This is a genomic window from Actinorhabdospora filicis (assembly GCF_030269765.1).
Lineage (GTDB): Bacteria > Actinomycetota > Actinomycetes > Mycobacteriales > Micromonosporaceae > Actinorhabdospora > Actinorhabdospora filicis.
In genome coordinates this window covers 1,539,484-1,558,056 of record NZ_BSTX01000002.1, presented here as the reverse complement: position 1 = coordinate 1,558,056, position 18,573 = coordinate 1,539,484, and the positions used below count along the sequence as shown (strand labels likewise).

At 73.1% G+C, this 18,573-nt stretch carries 19 protein-coding genes; 11 read left to right on the top strand and 8 right to left on the bottom strand.

Annotated elements, in window-relative coordinates; genetic code table 11:
* Positions 1-50: 50 nt before the first annotated feature.
* Positions 51-686, top strand: a complete 636-nt coding sequence (locus QSK10_RS20050) for a TetR/AcrR family transcriptional regulator (protein WP_285664397.1) — start codon at positions 51-53, stop codon at positions 684-686.
* On the opposite strand, the gene QSK10_RS20045 is transcribed toward QSK10_RS20050, so the two are convergent.
* From QSK10_RS20045 to pnuC, 3 genes are read right to left on the bottom strand one after another with little or no spacing between them, the layout of a single operon-like run.
* The gene (locus QSK10_RS20045; RefSeq protein WP_285664396.1) at positions 683-1,375 is read right to left on the bottom strand and encodes an NUDIX hydrolase; all 693 of its coding nucleotides are present in this window, start codon (positions 1,373-1,375) and stop codon (positions 683-685) included. The two genes, QSK10_RS20050 and QSK10_RS20045, sit on opposite strands and share 4 nt — an antisense overlap.
* Positions 1,372-2,487, bottom strand: coding sequence for an AAA family ATPase (locus tag QSK10_RS20040; protein ID WP_285664394.1), 1,116 nt, complete (start codon positions 2,485-2,487; stop codon positions 1,372-1,374). The genes QSK10_RS20045 and QSK10_RS20040 overlap by 4 nt, the downstream gene beginning before the upstream one ends.
* On the bottom strand, positions 2,484-3,113 hold the full coding sequence (gene pnuC / locus QSK10_RS20035) for a nicotinamide riboside transporter PnuC (RefSeq protein WP_285664393.1): 630 nt from the start codon (positions 3,111-3,113) through the stop codon (positions 2,484-2,486). The genes QSK10_RS20040 and pnuC overlap by 4 nt, the downstream gene beginning before the upstream one ends.
* A gap of 156 nt (positions 3,114-3,269) precedes the next feature.
* Here pnuC and QSK10_RS20030 point away from each other — a divergent pair, with 156 nt between their 5' ends.
* The gene (locus QSK10_RS20030) at positions 3,270-3,746 is read left to right on the top strand and encodes a carboxymuconolactone decarboxylase family protein (RefSeq protein ID WP_285664392.1); all 477 of its coding nucleotides are present in this window, start codon (positions 3,270-3,272) and stop codon (positions 3,744-3,746) included.
* 52 nt (positions 3,747-3,798) lie between these two features.
* Here the strand turns inward: QSK10_RS20030 and QSK10_RS20025 are convergent, their stop codons facing one another.
* The 3 genes from QSK10_RS20025 to QSK10_RS20015 form a co-directional block, all read right to left on the bottom strand.
* Positions 3,799-3,990, bottom strand: coding sequence for a hypothetical protein (locus QSK10_RS20025; protein WP_285664391.1), 192 nt, complete (start codon positions 3,988-3,990; stop codon positions 3,799-3,801).
* A 4-nt stretch (positions 3,991-3,994) separates the two neighbouring features.
* A complete protein-coding gene (locus tag QSK10_RS20020) occupies positions 3,995-4,207 on the bottom strand; it encodes a hypothetical protein (RefSeq protein WP_285664390.1) in 213 nt (70 codons plus the stop codon).
* Positions 4,208-4,368: 161 nt separating this feature from the next.
* Complete coding sequence (locus QSK10_RS20015) at positions 4,369-5,544, bottom strand: ROK family transcriptional regulator (RefSeq protein ID WP_285664389.1); 1,176 nt, start codon at positions 5,542-5,544, stop codon at positions 4,369-4,371.
* 179 nt (positions 5,545-5,723) lie between these two features.
* Between QSK10_RS20015 and QSK10_RS20010 the strand changes: the two genes are divergently transcribed.
* From QSK10_RS20010 to QSK10_RS19985, 6 genes are read left to right on the top strand one after another with little or no spacing between them, the layout of a single operon-like run.
* Positions 5,724-6,605 carry an ROK family protein gene (locus tag QSK10_RS20010; protein ID WP_285664388.1) on the top strand — a complete coding sequence of 294 codons (882 nt, stop codon included), beginning with the start codon at positions 5,724-5,726 and terminating at the stop codon, positions 6,603-6,605.
* 34 nt (positions 6,606-6,639) lie between these two features.
* Positions 6,640-8,337 carry an ABC transporter substrate-binding protein gene (locus QSK10_RS20005; protein ID WP_285664387.1) on the top strand — a complete coding sequence of 566 codons (1,698 nt, stop codon included), beginning with the start codon at positions 6,640-6,642 and terminating at the stop codon, positions 8,335-8,337.
* A 55-nt stretch (positions 8,338-8,392) separates the two neighbouring features.
* Positions 8,393-9,382, top strand: coding sequence for an ABC transporter permease (locus QSK10_RS20000; RefSeq protein ID WP_285664386.1), 990 nt, complete (start codon positions 8,393-8,395; stop codon positions 9,380-9,382).
* Positions 9,383-9,387: 5 nt separating this feature from the next.
* Complete coding sequence (locus QSK10_RS19995) at positions 9,388-10,287, top strand: ABC transporter permease (RefSeq protein ID WP_285664385.1); 900 nt, start codon at positions 9,388-9,390, stop codon at positions 10,285-10,287.
* Positions 10,271-11,245, top strand: a complete 975-nt coding sequence (locus tag QSK10_RS19990) for an ABC transporter ATP-binding protein (RefSeq protein WP_285664384.1) — start codon at positions 10,271-10,273, stop codon at positions 11,243-11,245. The genes QSK10_RS19995 and QSK10_RS19990 overlap by 17 nt, the downstream gene beginning before the upstream one ends.
* Positions 11,242-12,207: an ABC transporter ATP-binding protein gene (locus QSK10_RS19985; protein WP_285664383.1), complete on the top strand. Its 966-nt coding sequence runs from the start codon at positions 11,242-11,244 to the stop codon at positions 12,205-12,207. Before QSK10_RS19990 ends, QSK10_RS19985 begins: the two co-directional genes overlap by 4 nt.
* Before the next feature lie 39 nt (positions 12,208-12,246).
* Here the strand turns inward: QSK10_RS19985 and QSK10_RS19980 are convergent, their stop codons facing one another.
* Positions 12,247-12,561: a PepSY domain-containing protein gene (locus QSK10_RS19980; protein ID WP_285664382.1), complete on the bottom strand. Its 315-nt coding sequence runs from the start codon at positions 12,559-12,561 to the stop codon at positions 12,247-12,249.
* Between the two features lie 148 nt (positions 12,562-12,709).
* On the opposite strand from QSK10_RS19980, the gene QSK10_RS19975 reads away from it, so the two are divergent.
* The gene (locus QSK10_RS19975) at positions 12,710-14,377 is read left to right on the top strand and encodes a serine/threonine protein kinase (RefSeq protein ID WP_285664381.1); all 1,668 of its coding nucleotides are present in this window, start codon (positions 12,710-12,712) and stop codon (positions 14,375-14,377) included.
* A gap of 4 nt (positions 14,378-14,381) precedes the next feature.
* Here the strand turns inward: QSK10_RS19975 and QSK10_RS19970 are convergent, their stop codons facing one another.
* Positions 14,382-17,168: an AfsR/SARP family transcriptional regulator gene (locus QSK10_RS19970; RefSeq protein WP_285664380.1), complete on the bottom strand. Its 2,787-nt coding sequence runs from the start codon at positions 17,166-17,168 to the stop codon at positions 14,382-14,384.
* Between the two features lie 84 nt (positions 17,169-17,252).
* Here QSK10_RS19970 and QSK10_RS19965 point away from each other — a divergent pair, with 84 nt between their 5' ends.
* Positions 17,253-17,810 carry a carboxymuconolactone decarboxylase family protein gene (locus tag QSK10_RS19965; RefSeq protein ID WP_285664379.1) on the top strand — a complete coding sequence of 186 codons (558 nt, stop codon included), beginning with the start codon at positions 17,253-17,255 and terminating at the stop codon, positions 17,808-17,810.
* Positions 17,811-17,897: 87 nt separating this feature from the next.
* On the top strand, positions 17,898-18,530 hold the full coding sequence (locus tag QSK10_RS19960; protein ID WP_285664378.1) for a TetR/AcrR family transcriptional regulator: 633 nt from the start codon (positions 17,898-17,900) through the stop codon (positions 18,528-18,530).
* Positions 18,531-18,573: the final 43 nt, after the last annotated feature.

Genomic DNA, 18,573 nt, shown 5'->3' with positions numbered 1-18,573 from the left:
AGCCGAAGCGAATGTGATAACGGAGGCCCGCCGGCCATTAGCATGAGCACATGCCCACCGATGTCAGTCCCACGCGGGACCGGCCCCCACGAGAGCCGGCCGACCCCCACGCCGAACTGCTCGCGGCGGGGATCCGGGTCCTGCGGGAGGAAGGCGCCGTCCGCCTCACCCTCCGGCGCGTCGCCGGGGCCGCGGGCACGTCCACCATGGGCATCTACACGTGCTTCGGCGGCCGCGCGGGCCTCCTGGAGGCCATCTACGACCACGGCTTCGGCTTACTGCGGCGGCGCTTGAGCGGCGCCGTGACCGCCCCGGCGCCGCCGCTCACGCGGATCCTCGCCGTCGCCGCCGCCTACCGCGAGTTCGCGCTGACCGACCCCGCCCTCTACGCCCTCATGTTCGAGCGCCCACTGCCCGACTTCGACCCGCCCGCCCGCCTCAAGCACCGCGCCATGGGCAGCGCCTTCGCGCTCCTGGTCGGCGAGGTCACCGCCGCCATCGGCGCCGGAGCGCTCGCCGGGGGAGACCCCGAGCGCGTCGCCTATCTGCTGTGGACGGCCATGCACGGCCTGGTCAGCGTCGAGCTCACGCACGCCGCGCGCGGCTGGATCCTCGACGGGCCCGACGAAGGCGGCCGCGTCCTCGTCCAGGGCATGGCCGCGCTGCTGTCCGGGCTGGCCCGCTAGGGACGCAGCAGCGGCGGATGCAGCGCCACCGCGCCGCCCGCCCGGTACAGCGCCGCCGGTTTGCCGCGCCCGCCCGTGCGCCTGGGCTCACCGCCCACCGCCGCCACGAAACCCGGCGTGGCCAGGACCTTGCGGCGGAAGTTCGGACGGTCCAGCGCCGTCCCCCACACCGTCTCGTAGACCGCCTGGAGCTCGCCGAGGGTGAACACCGGCGGGCAGAAGGCGGTGGCCAGGCCGGTGTACTCCAGCTTCGCGCCGACCCGCTCGTGGGCGTCGGCGAGGATCGCGTCGTGATCGAAGGCCAGCGACTCGCCAACCGGCCAGTCCACCCAGCGCGCCTCGGCGGCGTCGGTGCCCGCGCGCGGCTCCGGAGGGTCGGGGACCAGCGCGGTGTAGGCCACCGAGACCACGCGCATCCGCGGGTCGCGGCCGGGCGCGGAGTAGGTCCGCAGCTGCTCCAGGTGGCAGCCCTCGGGCGGGACGCCGGTCTTCTCGGCCAGCTCGCGCGCGGCGGCGTCCTCGGCCGACTCCGCCGGGCGCAGGAACCCGCCCGGCAGCGCCCACCGCCCGGCGTGCGGCTCCTCGCCGCGCCGGATCAGCAGGACGCGCAGGGCGCCGTCCCGGACGGTGAACACCGCCAGGTCCACGGCCACCGCGAAGGGCTCGAAGGCATGTTTGTCGTAGCTCATCCCGCTCCGGACTCGTCGTCACCCTCAGGGTATCGGCGCTCCGGGAGCCCGCTTTCAGCGAGTGGAGCGGTGAAGCGCCACCCGGCCAGCAGCGCGTCCACCGCGCGCACGGCGGCGGCCAGCCGGCGGCGGTGCGAGCCGGTGAGCAGGATGTGGGGACGCCCGGTGCGCTCCAGCTCCTCGCGGAACCGGCCGGTCATCCACGGGCGCAGGTGCTCGCCGTCGCGCAGGCCGTCGTCCTCGAAGGGCACGTCCACGTGGTCGGTGAGCAGCCACAGGTGGTGCTCGGCCTCCTCGGCGATCTTCAGGACGCCCGGGTGCGGGCCGCCGACGTAGCGCTCGTGCCACACGGAGGTGGCGAAGGAGTCGGTGTCGCAGAACAGGACCGGCGAGCCCAGCCGCGCGGCCCGGTCCTCGTCGGCGTTCTGGCGGGCGGCGATGAGCGGGAACTCGCCGGTGGTGAACTCCGCGTCGGCCCAGGTCGCCGCCGGGTCGGCGGCGCGCAGCGCGGTCAGCTTCTCCTCGCTGTAGGCGCGCCCGTACTCCGGGACCCACCGCGTGGACGCCCACGCGCCGCCCCGGCGGCGGTAGTGGCGAGCCAGGGCGCGCGCCATCGTCGTCGTGCCCGTCGACTCGGCGCCCACCACGACCACCCGGCGGGCCAGCCCGGCGCGGACGGCGGGGGACAGGAAGTGCCAGTTGGCCGCCGGGTCGGCGCGGACGGCGGTGCCGCTGACCGGGAAGGTCCCGCGCGCCGGGTCGACGGGCACGTGTACGGCCCCGAAGCGGCGCGCCAGCTCGTCGCCGTAGTGCTCGGAGGTGAAGACGACGTCGACGGGCGCGGGCACGGCGGCGCGGAACACCGCCATGTGCGCCGCCCAGATCGCCGGGTCGGCGTAGTCGACGGGCACGTCGTCGACGGTGCCGACGACCTCGGCGTCCGGGTGCTCCTCCCGCAGCCAGCGCACGCGCGTCTCCAGGGGGATCGACTCCACCGTGGACGCGCAGACCAGCACGGTGAGGTGATCGCACTTCGCGGCCGCCGAGCGGATCAGGTGGTGGTGCCCGGCGTGCGGGGGATAGAACTTGCCCAGGACCAGGCCGTGGCTCACGACGCCACCGCCTCGGCCGTCCGGGCCGCGAGCAGGTCGCGCCGCCAGTCGCGCAGGCCGATGGCGCACAGGACCATGAACCCGACGTAGAGCAGCGAGGTCAGGAACAGTCCCTTGTAGGCGTAGAGGGGCACGTAGACGATGTCGGCGGCGATCCACAGCCACCACGACTCCAGGCGCTTGCGGCACTGGCCGTAGGTCGCCATCAGCGACAGGACCGTGGTCAGCGCGTCCCAGAACGGGACCGTGGAATCGGTGGCGTGGGCCAGCAGCAGCGTCAGGCCGAGCAGCCCGGCCGCACCGGCGGCCACGAGCCCGATCCACTCGCCGCGGGTGGTGCGCCGGACGGGCAGGGCGTCGCGCGGGCCGGTGCCGCGCGCCCACGTCCACCAGCCGTAGGCGGCCAGGGCGATGAAGACCAGCTGGAGCGCGGCGTCGGCGTAGAGGCCGCTGGTGGCGAACAGCAGGATGAAGAACACGTTGTTGGCGATGCCGACCGGCCAGTTGGCGATGTGCTGGCGGGCCACCAGCCACACGCAGATCGCGCCGCTGCCGAAGCCGAGCACCTCCGTCCAGCTGACGGGGGTGCCCAGGAGGGTGAAGAGGGGTGTCTGGAGGAGGTCCATCACGGCCGCCTTTCAATGGTCAGAGTGACTATAAAAGGCGGAGTGCCGGGCCCACAAGGGGAAAAGCGGTGTGATCAGCGAGACGCGCACGGGAGGCGCGGCGGATCGTAAGATCATCCGCCGGCGATGACCGTCGCCCCCATATGAGGAGACACCATGACCGATGAGCGTGTGACGATTCCCGTCCGCCTCGACTTCGACGCCAGCGCCGCGATCTTCTCCAAGGCGATGGCGCACCTGGACAACGCCTCCAAGCGCCAGCTCGACGCGGTGGACTTCCCCGCCGGGCTGCGCGAGCTGGTGCGGCTGCGGGCGTCCCAGATGAACGGCTGCTCCTACTGCGCCGACCTCCACAGTGGGGACGCGGCCACGGCCGGGGAGTCGGTCAAGCGGATCAACGCGGTGGCCGTCTGGCGCGAGTCGCCCTTCTTCACCGCCCGCGAGCGCGCCGCGCTGGCCTTCACCGAGAGCCTGGTGAAGCAGTCGGTGACGCACGTGCCCGACGAGGACTACGCGGTGGTCGCCGAGGTGTTCACCCCGGAGGAGATCGGTGCGCTGGTGAGCCTGATCGTCACGATCAACGCGTGGAACATGATCGGCGTGTCCACCCGGACCTGGCCCGTCTCCGAATAGCCGGAAGCCCCGAAGGGGGTGACGCCCGGTGGCGTCACCCCCTTCGGTGCGCTCAGGCGCAGAGCGTCCGGATGTAGATGCACTCGGTGCACCAGGAACCGGCGACCGAGCAGTTCTTCCACATGCCGTGCACCCCGTCGCAGTGGCAGAAGACGTAGTAGCTCGCCTGCGCGCTCGCCGCGGCGGTGCCCTTGGGGACCAGGCGGTTCAGCAGGCGGTCGGCCGCTCCCCGAATGACGCGCACGGGCTCAGCACCCGACCCGGAGGGTGTTGCACGGCGTGCAGCCGCTGGTGCCGCCGACGACGTGGCACGTCTTGAACGGGCGGGCGTAGTTGCCGAACGCGTCGATCCACTGGCAGGGGCCGCACCACTCGGTCCAGCTCGTGTCGGCGCTGGCCGAGGCCTTCGGCACCAGCCGTCCCAGGACGGAGTCGGCCGCCCTGCCGAGAACCCTGATCATCATCTCGCTCCCATCGCTCGATCGATGATCATCAACCTATGGATCGAGCGCACATGGGTCCGTATAGCGCTTATATAAAAGTCTTCCGGATATTTCCCGAAAGTGGCGCTCGTCACTCTTGGGGTCCGGTGTCCGTTTCGAGGGCAAGGGCCGGTTGATCGTTAGGAAACCTGTTTACCGGCCGGACCGGGCGCGCCCTCCTCACCGTTCTCCAGGACCGCCGCCACCGCGCTCCAGGCGCGGTCGGCCCCCGCGACGAGGCAGCCGTCCACCACGGCGTCCACCCCCAGCGCGCTGACCCGCAGTTCGGGCAGCACCGGCGCGATCCGGCGCAGCTCGCGCGAGATCGCGCCGAGGAACCCGGCGGCCTGGCCGACGCCGCCGCCCAGCACCACCAGCTCCGGGTCCACCACGGCCACCACCGAGCAGATGGCCTTGGCGATCAGCCGGGCCTCCTCGGCGACCACCCGGGCGGCGGTCGCGTCGCCCTTGTCGGCGGCGGCGAACACGTGCCGGGCCGAGGCCGCCCCGCGCATGCCGTTGCGGCGGGCCGCGCGCACGATCCCGGCGGCCGAGGCCGCGGCCTCCAGACCGCCGCGGCGCCGGGCGTCGCGGGTGTCGGTGGTCTCGGCGTCGCCCAGCGGCAGGTACCCGATCTCGCCGGCGGCGCCGTGCGCGCCCCGGTGCAGGCGCCCATTGAGGACCAGGCCCATGCCGATGCCGGTGCCGACCGAGACGAACGCGAAGCTGTCCACCTCGCGGCCATGGCCGTGCGCGCGCTCGGCGAGCGCGGCGGCGTCCACGTCGTTCTCCACCATGAGGTTCTCGCCGAAGGCGCGGCGCAGCTCGGCCAGCACGAGGGGCTTGTCCCAGCCGGGCAGGGACCCGGCCAGGTCGAGGACGTCGCGGCGGGCGTCGTGGACGCCCGGGGTGCCCAGCACGGTCTGGGTGATGTCGCCGGGGCCGATGCCGACCTCGGCGTACAGGCCCCCGGCGAGTTCGGCGAGCCCGGCCAGGCGCCCGGGGCTGGTGGCGCGGGCCTTGACGGTGGCGCGGGCGCGGACGGCGCCGGTGAAGTCGCAGATCGCCGCGCGCAGGAACTGGCGTCCCACGTCGAGCCCGAGCACGAACCCGGCCTCGGGGCGCAGCTCGTAGAGGACGGCGGCCGGTCCCGGCACGCCGGTGCGGATGCCGGCGGAGCGGACCAGCCCGGCGCGCTCCAGGTTGGCCAGCGCCACCGAGACGGTGGGCTTGGACAGGCCCGTGACGCGGGCGAGGTCGGCGCGCGAGACGCCCTCGCCGCGGCGGATGTGGTCGAGCAGGAGCCGCTCGTTCATCGCCCGGATCGACCCCTGTCTCGCGGGCGATCCGCCGGTGCTGCCGTCCACTGGTCCTCCACTTCGTCCGTCCCCCGCCGATGATCACGCGGGGCGGCTCACGGTAGCCCCTTGCGTTTCGCGGCCGTTGGTAGTTTACTTCCCTAACCATCAATCGCCACAAGCCATCGGGAGATCGCATGTCCGAACCGGTCGTGCTCGGCCTCGACTTCGGGGGCACGAAAATCGCCCTCGCGGTCTGCGACGCCGGCGGCGCGCGGCTCGGCTCGGTCACGATCCCCACCCGCCCCGCCGAAGGCGCGCGGGCCGTCTTCACACGGACCGTGGCCGCCGCCCGCGAACTGCTCGCCGGCCGGTTACCCGCCGCCGTAGGCGCCGCCACCTTCGGCATCCCCGGCGACGGCGGAGTCGACCTCGCCCCCGCCGTCCCCGGCTGGGAGCATCTGGCGCTGGCCCGCGAACTCGGCGCGGCCTTCGAGGGCGCCGCCGTCCGCGTCGTCACCGACGTCAAGGCCGCCGCCGGGATCGAGGCCGGATCCGGCGCGCTCGCCGGCTGCGACCCCGGCCTCTACCTCAACCTCGGCACCGGCCTCGCCGTCGCGATCGTCGCCGGCGGCGTGGTCCTCAACGGCCGCAACGGCGCCTCCGGCGAGATCGGCTACAACCTCCGCGCGCTCGCCGACGTCGGCGTCCCCCCGAACGGCCGCGTGCCGCTGGAGGACACCGTGAGCGGCCGCGCGCTCGCCGAAGGCGCCGCCGCCCTGCGTCCCGCCGCGCCCCACCTCGGCGCCGCCCTCGACTCCGGCGACCCCGCCGTCGGGCGCCTCCTCGGCGCCTTCGTCGGCGAACTCGCCTTCCACCTGGTCAACCTCGCCATCGCCGTCGACCCGGCGCGCATCGCCGTCGGCGGCGGGATGGTGCGGTCCTGGCGGCACCTCCACGACGGACTGCGCCGGGCGCTGGACGCCGCCGTCCCGTACCCGCCCGAACTCGTGCCCGCCCGCTACCCGTTCGACGGCCCGCTGCGCGGCGCGCTCGCGCTCGCCCTCGCCGCCGTCTGAGTCCCCACCCCGCTCCCGCAGAGAGGAACGCCCGATGAGACGCACCAAGCTCGTCCCGGCCCTGGTCGCGCTCGCGCTCGCCCTGGCCGCCACGGCCTGCTCGCCGTCCAAGCAGCAGCCCACCCCCGACTCGTCGGAGGACATCGCCGCCGACATGGGCCCGCACAAGCAGGGCGGCTCGGTCACCATCGCCAACGTGACCGGCCAGACCTGGACCTGCCAGTTCAACCCCTTCAACCCGGCGGTGAACCAGACCTCGAACGGGTTCGTCTACGAGCCCCTCGTGTTCGTCAACCTGCTCCAGGACCAGGCCGAGACGCCGATGCTGGCCTCCTCCTACGAGTGGAACGCCGAGAAGACCTCCATCGTCTTCACCGTCCGCGACGGCGTGAAGTGGAACGACGGGCAGCCGCTCACCGCCGACGACGTGGTGTTCACCTTCGAGCTGATGAAGAAGGAACCCGCCACCGACCTGTACGCCCTGTGGACGGGCGCGGGCCTGCAGAGCGTCAAGGGCGAGGGCAACAAGGTCACTCTCTCCTTCGCGCAGGCCGCCCAGCCGTACTTCTTCAACTTCGCCAACCAGGTCGTCATCGTCCCCAAGCACGTGTTCGGCGCCGGTGAGGCCGCGGCGTCCCCGGCGACCTGGGCGAACCCGAACCCGGTGGGCACGGGCCCCTTCAAGGTCGACCCCTGCACCGCCAACAACATCCAGTACGTGGCCAACCCGTCCTACTGGCAGCCCGGCAAGCCCTACATCCAGAAGGTCCAGTACCCCGCCTACCTGGACAACGGGCCCGCCAACCAGGACCTGGCCAGCGGCAAGGCCCAGTGGGGCAGCCAGTTCATCCCGGGCATCGAGAACTTCTACCTGAACAAGTCGCCCGACAACCACACCTGGTCGCCGCCGGTGACCAACGTGGCGCTCATCCCCAACCTCGACCCCTCCCACGCGGCGACCAGCAAGCTGGAGGTGCGGCAGGCGATCGCCTCGGCCATCGACCGCGCCCGCGTCGCCGAGATCGGTGAGGGCGGCCAGCAGCCCGCCGCCAACCAGACCGGCGTGGTCCTGCCGACCTTCCAGAAGTACTACGACGGCGCCGCCGTGGCCTCCGCCGGATACGACAAGCCCGACGCCGCGCGGGCGACCTCGCTGCTGTCCGGGCTGGGCTACTCGCCGTCCAACCCGCTCAAGCTGTCGGTCATCACCGTCACCGGCTACACCGACTGGGACGCCTCCCTGGCGGTCATCAAGCAGCAGCTGGCGCCCGTGGGCATCGAGCTGACCGTGGTCGACCTGGCCCAGCAGACCTATAACGAGCGGCTCTTCAAGGGCGACTTCGACCTCGCCTACTACGGCCAGGCCGGTGGACCCACGCCCTACTACGAGCTGCGGCAGATCCTGCACTCGGCCAACACCGCGCCCCTCGGCACCGAGGCCACCACCAACTTCGAGCGGTACAAGAACCCCGCCGTCGACGCGCTCTTCGACAAGTACCCCACGGCCGACGACGCCGGGCAGGTGCAGATCATCAAGGAGATCAGCGGCTTCATGCTCCGCGACGTCCCGATCATCCCGGTGACCGAATCGGTCGACTGGTTCCAGTACAACACCTCCGACATCCGCGGCTGGCCGAGCCCGCAGAACCCCTACGCGCAGCCGGCCGCCTTCAACATCCCCGACGTCGGGCAGGTGCTCCTGCACCTCTACTCCAAGTCCGCCCAGAAGTGACCGCCCCGGCCGGGAGCGGCGACGCTCCCGGCCGCCACCCCTCGAAGGGGCGCACGTGAGGTACCTGCTCAGGCGCGGTGGATTCTTCCTGCTCACCCTGTGGGCCGCGCTCACCCTCAACTTCTTCCTGCCCAGGCTCATGCCCGGCAGTCCGCTCCAGGCCCTGCGCGACCGCACCCACAACAAGCTGTCCCCGGCCGCGCTGCAGGAACTACTGACCTCCTACGGCTTCAAACCCGACGAGAACCTCGCCGTCCAGTACGTCGACTACCTCGGCAACATGGTCACCGGCCACTGGGGAGTGTCCATCGGCGGCAGCCTCGGCGTCCCCGTCACCACCATCATCGGCGAGGCGCTGCCCTGGACCCTCGGGCTCGTCGGCGTCACCACCGTCCTGGCGTTCCTGCTGGGCTCCCTCATCGGCACCGTGGCCGGCTGGAAACGCGGCGGGCGCCTCGACGCCGTCCTGCCGCCGGTCTTCGTCATCACCTCCGCGCTGCCCTACTTCTGGATCGCGCTGCTGATGATCCTGGTGTTCTCGGTGTGGACCGGCGGCGCGCTCCCCAGCGACTTCAACTATGAGACCGGACTCCAGCCCGCCTTCACCGGCGAGTTCATCGGCAGCGTCCTGCGGCACGCCGTCCTGCCCTCGGCCACGATCCTCATCACCTCCATCGGCGGCTGGATCCTGACCATGCGCAACAACATGATCACCACCCTCGCCGAGGACTACGTCCGCATGGGCCGCGCCAAGGGGCTCTCCGGCCGCCAGATCATGCTCGGCTACGCCGCCCGCAACGCCTTCCTGCCCAACCTGTCCGGCTTCGCGATGTCCCTCGGCTTCGTCATCGCCGGATCCATCCTCGTCGAGTACGTCTTCAACTACCCCGGACTCGGCTACCTCCTCTACAACTCCGTCCAGAACGTCGACTACCCGCTCATGCAGGCCCTGTTCATGCTCTTCACGGTCGCCGTCCTGGTCGCGGTGCTCGCCTGCGACCTGGCCACCGTGTGGCTCGACCCCCGCGCACGGGCGAAGGGATAGCAGCCATGACCGTGCTCCCCGCACCCCGGATCCGCGCCCGAGGCGGCGTGTGGACCGCCGTCCGCCACAACCGCAAGGCCATGGCCGGGCTGATCCTGCTGGTGCTCTTCTGCCTCGTCGCCGCCTGGCCGGGCCTGTTCACCTCCGTCGACGACCCCAACGCCCTCGCCTACGCGCCCGCGCTCCAGCCGTCCTGGGACCACCCCCTCGGCACGACCTCCCTCGGGCAGGACATCTACGCGCAGCTCGTCCACGGCACCCGCGAATCGCTCGTCATCGCGCTGGTCGCCGGGCTCTTCGCGACCGTCCTGTCCGTCCTCGTCGGAGTCTCGGCGGCCTACCTCGGCGGGATCGTCGACGACATCCTGTCCATGCTGACCAACGTCGTCCTCGTCATCCCCGCGTTCCCGCTGATCATCATCCTCGCCAAGTACGCCGGGCAGGGCACCCTCGGCGTGATGCTGTTCGTCCTGGTCATCACCGGCTGGTCCTACGGCGCCAACCAGCTGCGCGCGCAGGCCCTGTCCCTGCGCAACCGCGACTTCCTGGAGGCCGCGCGCGTCCGCGGCGAACGGCGCATCTACATCATCGTCTTCGAGGCCCTGCCGACCATGACCTCGCTGATCGTGGCGAACTTCCTCGGCGCGGCCCTCTACTCGGTGCTCAGCGCGGCCGGACTCCAGTTCCTCGGCCTCGGCGATCCCAACTCCTCCAGCTGGGGCACGATGCTCTACTGGTCGCAGAACCAGCAGGCCCTGCTGTCCGGCATCCCGCTGTGGGCGCTCGCCCCGGGCCTGTGCGTGGCCCTCCTCGGCACGTCCTTCGCGCTCATCAACTACGCCTTCGACGAGATCGGCAACCCCGCCCTGCGGCCCGTGAGGAGGCAGCGTGTCCGGCGTTCTTGAGGTCCGCGGCCTGAGCGTGCAGTACGCCACCCCGCGCGGGCCCGTCACCGCGGTCTCCGGCGTCGACCTCGACGTCGGGCGCGGCGAGTTCGTGGCCGTGGTCGGCGAGTCCGGCTGCGGCAAGTCGACACTGCTGTACGCCGTCGCGCAGCTGCTGAGCCCACCGGCGTCGGTGACCGCCGGGAGCGTCCTGTTCAAGGGCCACAACCTGGTGACCATGTCGGAGAAGAAGCTCAATGTCCTGCGCTGGCGCGACTTCTCGGTGGTCATGCAGAGCGCCATGAACGCCCTCAACCCCGTGCGCACCATCGCCGCCCAGTTCGCCGACGCCATGAACGCCCACGCGAAGCTGTCCGGCAAGGAGATCGCCACCCGCTCCGAGGAGGTCATGCGCCTGGTCGGCATCGACCCGGCGCACCTGCGCAGCTACCCGCACCAGCTCTCCGGCGGGATGCGCCAGCGCGCGATGATCGCGATGGCCCTGCTGTTCACCCCCGACCTCGTCGTCATGGACGAGCCGACCTCCGCGCTGGACGTCGTGGCGCAGCGCTCGCTGATGGCGCAGATCAAGGAACTCCAGCGCGCCCTCGGCTTCGCCGTCGTGTTCGTCACCCACGACATGTCCCTGGTCAGCCACTTCTCCGACCGCCTGCTGGTCATGTACGCCGGCCAGGTCGTCGAGACCGGACCCACCCGGGCCGTCTTCGACACCCCCGCCCACCCCTACAGCCGCGGCCTCCTCGACGCCTTCCCCTCGATCCACGGGCCCCGCGTCGCCCTCACCGGCATCCCCGGCGGCCCACCCGATCTGGGCGCGCTCCCGTCCGGCTGCCGCTTCCACCCCCGATGCGGCTCGGCCCTGCCCGCCTGCCCGTCCCAGGAGCCCGCCCTCTACCGGGTGGGCGACGCCGAGGCCCGCTGCCTGCTGCACGCGCCCGTCCCGGAGGTAACGCCATGACCCCGCCGACGCTGCTGGAGACCCGCGGGCTCACCAAGCACTTCAAGGTCGGCGGCGGCTTCTCGCGCCGCCGCCTCCACGCCGTCGACGACGTCACCATGACCATCGGCCGCCGCGAGATCCTCGCCCTGGTCGGCGAGAGCGGCAGCGGCAAGAGCACCATCGCCCGCCTGCTGGCGCAGGTCTACAAACCCACCGGCGGCGAGATCCTCTTCGAGGGCGCGCCCCTGTCGTCCATGCGCGGCCGGCGCCGCCAGATGGCCTACCGCGGCGACGTCCCGATGGTCTTCCAGGACCCCTTCAGCTCACTCAACCCCGCCTACCGCGTGTCCCACGGCATCCTGCGCGGTCTCAAACTCCACCGCCCCGAACTCGCCCGCGCCGCCCGCCACGAGGAGGCCGAACGCGTCGCCGAGGCCGTCGGCCTCTCGGCCGAGATCCTCCACCGCCACCCCTACGAGCTCTCCGGCGGCCAGCGCCAGCGCGTCGGCTTCGCCCAGGCCCTCGCCTACCGGCCCAAGCTCATCCTGGCCGACGAACCGGTGTCCATGCTCGACGTGTCCATCCGCATCGGGCTGATGAACATCATGACCGGCCTGCGCGACAACGACGGCGTGTCCATCCTGTACATCACCCACGACATCGCCAGCGCCCGCTACGTGTCCGACCGCCTGATGGTCATGTACGGCGGCCACGTCATGGAGTCCGGCCCCACCGAGTCGGTGCTGACCGACCCCCGCCACCCCTACACCCGCCTGCTGCTCTCCGCCGTCCCCGACCCCCGCGCACCCCTCGACGTCGCCGCCGACACGGCCACGACCGAACCGCCACCGGTGATCAACCCGGTGCCGGGATGCCGGTTCCGGGCGAGGTGCCCGCTGGCGGTGGAGGAGTGCGGGCGGGTGACGCCGGAGTTGCGGGTGCTGGGGGAGCGGCATGAGGTGGCGTGTCATGTGGCCTGAGCGGCGGGCCGCGCCATCGCGTGGCGCGGCCCGCCGTCCTCACACCGTGTAATCTCCGTTGATCGCGATCACCTTCCCGCTGATCCCGTCGATCCGCAGGTCCTTCCACGTGCCGTTGGAGCACTCGGTCTCCACGAACCACATCGGCCGCTCGTCGTCGTGGTAGAGCTCCAGGCCGGTGACGCGGCATTCGGGCAGCCGCTCCTCCGCGATCGCCGCCACCCGGGCGGCGTCCACTTGGGGTGGCGCCTCGCGTGGATCCTGGGCGGCTGAGGCGGTGCCGGCGGCGAGGACGGCGGCGACGGCGAGGGCGGTGGCGAGGCCGAAGCGGCGGGCGTCGATGAACATGGTCACCTCTCGGTTGGTATGGGTGAATTGACCGGAAGTCACCGTAATGCGGCCTGTCAAGCGCGGTCCGCCCGCGTGGTGGCGATGCTCCATAATGGAGCCCGGCCGCGCCCCTCGCGGTGAACCGCCGTGCCGTACGTGAGAGGACACCGCCATGCCCAGCGGGGAGCTGATCGTCGGCAGGTACCGCCTGGAGGAACGCATCGCGGCCGGGGGCATGGGGGACGTGTGGCGCGGCACGGACACGCGGCTGCGCCGTCCGGTGGCGATCAAGATGCTCCATCCGGGTCTGTCGGACGACGACGAGTTCCGCGCGCGCTTCGTCTCCGAGGCGACGGTGGTGGCCGCGCTGAACACGCGGAGCGTGGCCGCGATCTACGACTGCGGCGAGGAGGACACGCCCGACGGCGTCCGCGCGTACCTGATCATGGAGCTCGTCCAGGGCCGCTCGCTCGCCGAGGTCCTGCACGAGAAGGGCAGGCTCTCGGCCGCGCAGACGATCCGGGTGATCGCGGCGGCCGCCGACGGGCTGCGGGCGGCGCACACCGCCGGGATCGTGCACCGCGACATCAAGCCGGCCAACATCCTCATCACCGGCCGCGGGACCGTGAAGATCATCGACTTCGGCATCGCCCGCAGCGCCGACGGCACCGGGCTCACCCGGTCCGGGCAGGTCATCGGCACCGTCGCCTACTCCGCGCCCGAGCACCTCTCGGACGCCGATCCCTCACCGGCGGGGGACGTGTACTCGCTGGGGATCGTGGCCTACGAGTGCCTGAGCGGCGCGCCGCCGTTCGACGGGCGGGCCGTCGCGGCGATCATCTACGCGCACCTGTCGCAGGAGCCGCCGCCGCTGCCCGCCGACGTGCCCCCGGCGCTGTCGGAGGCGATCATGAAGGCGCTGCGGAAGGACCCGGCGGACCGCTGGCGGACGGCGCAGGAGTTCGCCCGGGCCTGCCGGAGCGCGGGCAAGGACGCGCCATCGGCCACGGCGGACGAGCCCGCCGCGCCGGACGGGACGCCCGCTCCCGAAGCCGCGACGGTGAAGCGGACCGCGCACGAGGCCACGGCCGCACAGGCCACTGTCCTGCGGACCACGGTCCCGCAGCCCGCGGAAGCCCCGGCCGCCACCGTCGAGCAGGCCGTCGCGGCACCGGCTCCCGAGCCCCCCACCTCGGCCGGGGACCGCAAGAGGCGCGTCCTCGTCACGGCCTGCGTGGCGCTCGTGCTCCTGCTCGGGGTGTTGCTGGCGCTGCGGCCGTGGCAGGGACGCGGCACCCAGGACGGCGCCGGGCCGGGTCCGGTCTCGTCGGGCCCGTCCAGCGCGGCCGGGGCGCCGTCCGGTGACCCGCAGGCCGACCCCTCCGGTGAGAAGGAGGCGGTGAAAGGCACGTCCGAGAGCCCCGATACGCCGGGACGCGGCAATGACGGCGGCAACGACGGATCCGGTGACAACGGCGGCGGCGGCCATCCCGGCGGCGGGACCACGCCCGGCGGTGGCGACGACGGCCCCGGCGACAACACCGCGAAGGTGCCGAACCTGCTGGGCGTGCACGTCGACGACGCCCCGGCGCGGCTGAGTTCGAGCGGTTTCAGCAAGTCCCTGCGGAAGACGGTCTCCTACTGGGACCCGTCGACCTGCAAGGTGCTCAAACAGGAACCGGCCGCCGGCAGCGTCGTCGACCGCGGCACGGTCGTCACCTACTACTTCCTGCCCGACCTGTCGTGCAACCGCTCGGACTACGTCCGTCCCGTCTCCGCCGGAGATCCGCTCTCGGTCACCGTCCTCGCACCGGCGCGATCGCGCCGCCGGGCGCGCTAGCCGCTCACCCCAGGGCGCTCGCCAGCCCCCGCCGCGCCCGCTCCACCTCCACGGCGCCGTCGAAGTCGTGGGCGCGCGCCAGCTCCAGCACCGCCTCGTGCGCCCGGGCCGCGCGCGCCGGGTCGCCCGCCGCCAGGGCGGCCTCGCCGAACGCGTTCAGCGCGTCGGCCTCCTCGCGGCGGTTCCCCAGGCGCCGGAACCGCTCCAGCGCCTCGGCGTGGACCTCCTCGGCCTCGGCGGCGAGCCCCCGGCGCAGGCGGACCACGGCGAGCTGGCGGAGCACGATCGCGGCCTCCAGACCGTCCCCGTCGCCCATCGCGCCGTACCGGTCGAGGGCCAGGCGCAGGTGCTCGTCGGCCGCGTCGAGCTCGCCGCGCCCGGACAGCGCGAGGGCCAGGTTGCCCAGCGCGTGGGTCTCGCCGACGCCGTCGCCGGACGCGCGGTACAGCTCCAGCGCGCGGCCGAACCAGTCGGCGGACGGGTCGAAGTCGCCCTCCCGCCAGCACAGGACGCCCAGCAGGTTCAGCGAGCGCGCCTGCCCGTGCCGGTCACCGCTGGCGCGGTAGAGCTCCAGGGCCCGCTCGGCGTGCAGCCGGGTCGTGGCGTAGTCGCCCCGGCGCAGCCGCACCCAGGCGACGCCGAGGGTCGAGCGGGCCTCGGACGGGCCGTCGCCCGCCTCGCGGGCCAGGACGCGCGCGCGTCCGTCGAGGGCGAGGGCGTCGGCGTGGTGGCCGTAGTCGAAGAGGTACGGGCTGAGCAGCGCCGCCAGCGGCCCGACGTGGGCGTGCGGAGCCCCGTCCAGCGCGAGGAGGTTGGCGCGCTCGGCGTCCAGCCAGGCCAGCGCGTCCCCGGTGCCGGTGAGCGGCGACGGCCCGGCCGTGGACGGCCGGACCGCGGGGAGCAGATGCCGCATGCCGGGGAACACGAGGTTGACGGCCACGTCGGTGGTGTGGAGCTGGTGGAGCAGCAGCCGGGCGACGGCGGCCTCCCGTTCGGCCGCCGGCTCGCACTCGGCGGCGCTCGACCGCGCGTGGGCGCGCAGCAGGTCGTGGAAGGTGTAGCGGTCCGCCTCGTGCTGCATGAGCATGTGGGCGTCGAGCAGGTCCTCCAGCAGGACGTCGGCGTCCTCCACCGGCAGGTCGGCCAGGGCCGCGGCGGACGTGGCGTCGAAGTCGCGGCCCGGATGCAGCCCGGCGAGCCGGAACATCCGCTGCTGGGCCGCGCTCAGCTGCTGGTAGGACAGCGCGAACGCGGCGGCGACGCTGCGGTCCCCGGCGGTGAGCTCGCTCAGGCGGCGGCGCTGGTCGCGCAGCCGCGCCGCGAGCTGCCCGATGGTCCACTTCGGACGGTGGTGCAGCCGGGCGGCCGCGATGCGCACCGCCAGCGGCAGGAACCCGCACAGCTGGAGGACGTCGAGCACCGCCAGCGGCTCGGCGGCCGCGCGCTCGCCGACGATGCCGGTGAACAGCGCCTCGGCGTCCTGCGGCACCAGCGGGTCCAGGGACAGCGCCTGCGCGGCGTCGAGGTCCATGAGCCGGCGGCGGCCGGTGATCAGCACCAGGCTCCCGGGGCCGTCGGGGAGCAGCGGTCGGACCTGCGCGGCGCTCGCGGCGTTGTCCAGCACGGCGAGGATCCGGCGCCCGGACAGCTCGGCGCGCCACAGCGCCGATCGCCCGGCGGTGTCCTGCGGGACGCGCCCGGACGGGACGCCGAGCTGCCGCAGCAGCACCTCCAGCGCGGCACCGGGCTCCACCGGCTCGCGGCCCGCGGTGTGGGCGTCCAGGTCGACCCACAGCTGCCCGTCGGGGAAGCGCCCGGCCATCCGCCGGGCGGCGTGCACGGCGAAGGAGGTCTTGCCGCTACCGGCCATGCCGTCGATGGCCACGACGCCCCCGGGCGCGCCGATCCGCTCCAGGTGGGCGAGCTCGTCGCGCCGCCCGGTGAAGTCGGGCACCGCCGACGGCAGGTGGCTCAGCCGGGGCGGCGCGGGATCGGCCGCCGCCGGTGCCGGTTCTTCCCTGGGGACGAGCAGCAGCGCGGGGTCGTCGCGCAGGATGCGGGCTTCGAGGTCGGTGAACGCGCGCCCGGGATCGAGGCCCTGCGCCTCGGCCAGCGCCGCCCGCAGCGTCCGCGCCTCGGTCAGCGCGTCGGCCTGCCGTCCCGAGCGGTACAGGGCCAGCATCAGGTGACCGGTGAGCCGTTCCCGGAGCGGATGCTGCGAGACGTGCGCGGCGAGCTCGTCGATGAGCGGCTCGTGCCGTCCGCGTCCCAGCTCCACCTCGGCGAGCTGCTCGACGGCGCTCAGCCGCCGCTCCTCCAGCCGGTGGCGGGCGTCGGCGACGAAGTCGCCGTTGACGTCGGCCAGCGGCAGGCCCCGCCACAGCGCGAGCCCGGCGCGCAGGGCCTCGACGGCCGCGGCCGGGTCCGTGGGCGCGATCGTGCGCGCCTCGGCGACGTGCGCGGTGAAGCGGTCGAGGTCGAGCGACCCGGGTTCGAGCTTCACCAGGTACCCCGCGCCGCGCGTGACCAGGACCCCGTCGCCGTCCGGCGCGGCCCGCAGGACCCGGCGCAGCGCGGTGACGGCGGCGTGGACCTGCGAACGCGCGGTGCCCGGGGCGTCGATGCCCCAGATCGCGCCGATCAGCCGCTCCATGCCGATCACCGTCCCGGCGTGCAGCAGCAGGTACGCCAGCACCGCCCGGTGCCGGGGGGACGCGCCCTCCAGCGGACGGCCGTCATGCTCCATCGCGACCGGACCCAGAACCGTGAACCGCACCTTCGCCCCGCCCATCGCCGAACCATCGCGGACCCATCAACGTCGCGCTCCATGATCCCTCTCGCAAGCCGAAGCCGACCGGCGCCGAGGAGGCGAGAGATGATGGCGACACAACCGGAGCGCATGCCCCTGGCCGAAGCCGACACCGCCACCGGGCGGACCGCGGAGTTGCTCGCCGAGGCCCACCGGGCGCTCGGGCTGACGTCCAATCTGGTCCTCGCGATGGCCAACAGCCCCGAGACGCTGCGGGGCTACCTGGACTTCGGCGCCGCCCTGCGCGCCGGATCCCTGCCGATCGAGGCGCGGCTGTCGATCGGGCTGCTGGTCGCGCAGGAACTCGGCGACGACTACGGCCTGTCCGCCACCGTCTACCTCGCCACCCGCGTCGCCGGTCTCGACGCCGGCCGGGTCACGCGCGCCCGGCGCGGCGAGTCCGATGACCCGACGGTCGCCGCGGCCCTGTCGCTGGCCTCGGCGCTGCTGCGCGGCGAGCGCGACGCCACCGGCGGGGACGGCCTCACGCCCGGCCAGGTGGTGGAGGTCGCCGCCCACGTCGGCGTCGGCACCTTCACCGCGCGGCTGGCGCGCACCGCGCGGATCCCGCTCGACTGGCCGATCGTCCGCCACACCGACCTGGCCGCACCCGACGCCGATTGATCCGCCGTGGAACGCGGCTGCCCCTTCAGATACACTCCTGTATTCGAAGACAGTTCTGTATCTCAATCCCGGAAGGAGGCGGACCCCGTGAACCAGCGGCTCACCCGGCGGCAGAGCCGGGAACTCACCCGCGAACAGCTCCTCGACGCCGCCGCCGGGCTCTTCGCCGAGCACGGCGTCAACGGCACCTCCGTCGAGCAGATCGCCGAGCGCGCCGGATACACGCGCGGCGCCTTCTACGGCAACTTCGAGGGCAAACGCGAGATCGTCCTCGCCCTCCTCGAACAGCGCACCGAGCGCGAGATCGCCGAGATGCGCGCACTCGGCCGCGACGCCGGGTCCTTCGACACCGTGCTGGAACGCCTGCGCGCCTGGCACCGCCGCCGCGACGAGACCCTCACCGGCTGGCTCGCCCTGCGCACCGAACTCTGGCTCTACGGCATGCGCGACCCCGAACTGCGGACGCTGATCGCCGACCGCGAACGGCGCTCGCGCGCCGAGCTCGCCGACGCGCTGGCGCAGGGCTTCGCCGCCCGCTCGGTGACGCCGCCCGCCCCGGTGGCCTTCCTGGCGCTCATCCTGCACTCGCTCGGCGACGGCATGTCCATCCAGCGCGTCCTGTCCGACGAGGACGCCGGAGCCGAGTCCATCGTGGACGCCATCGAGCTGCTGATGCGCTCCTGGAGCGCCCTCGCCGCCGCGGAGGAGCCCCATGGGTGAGCCCCGGCCGGCGGCCACCCGCACGTCCGGCACCGAGATCGAC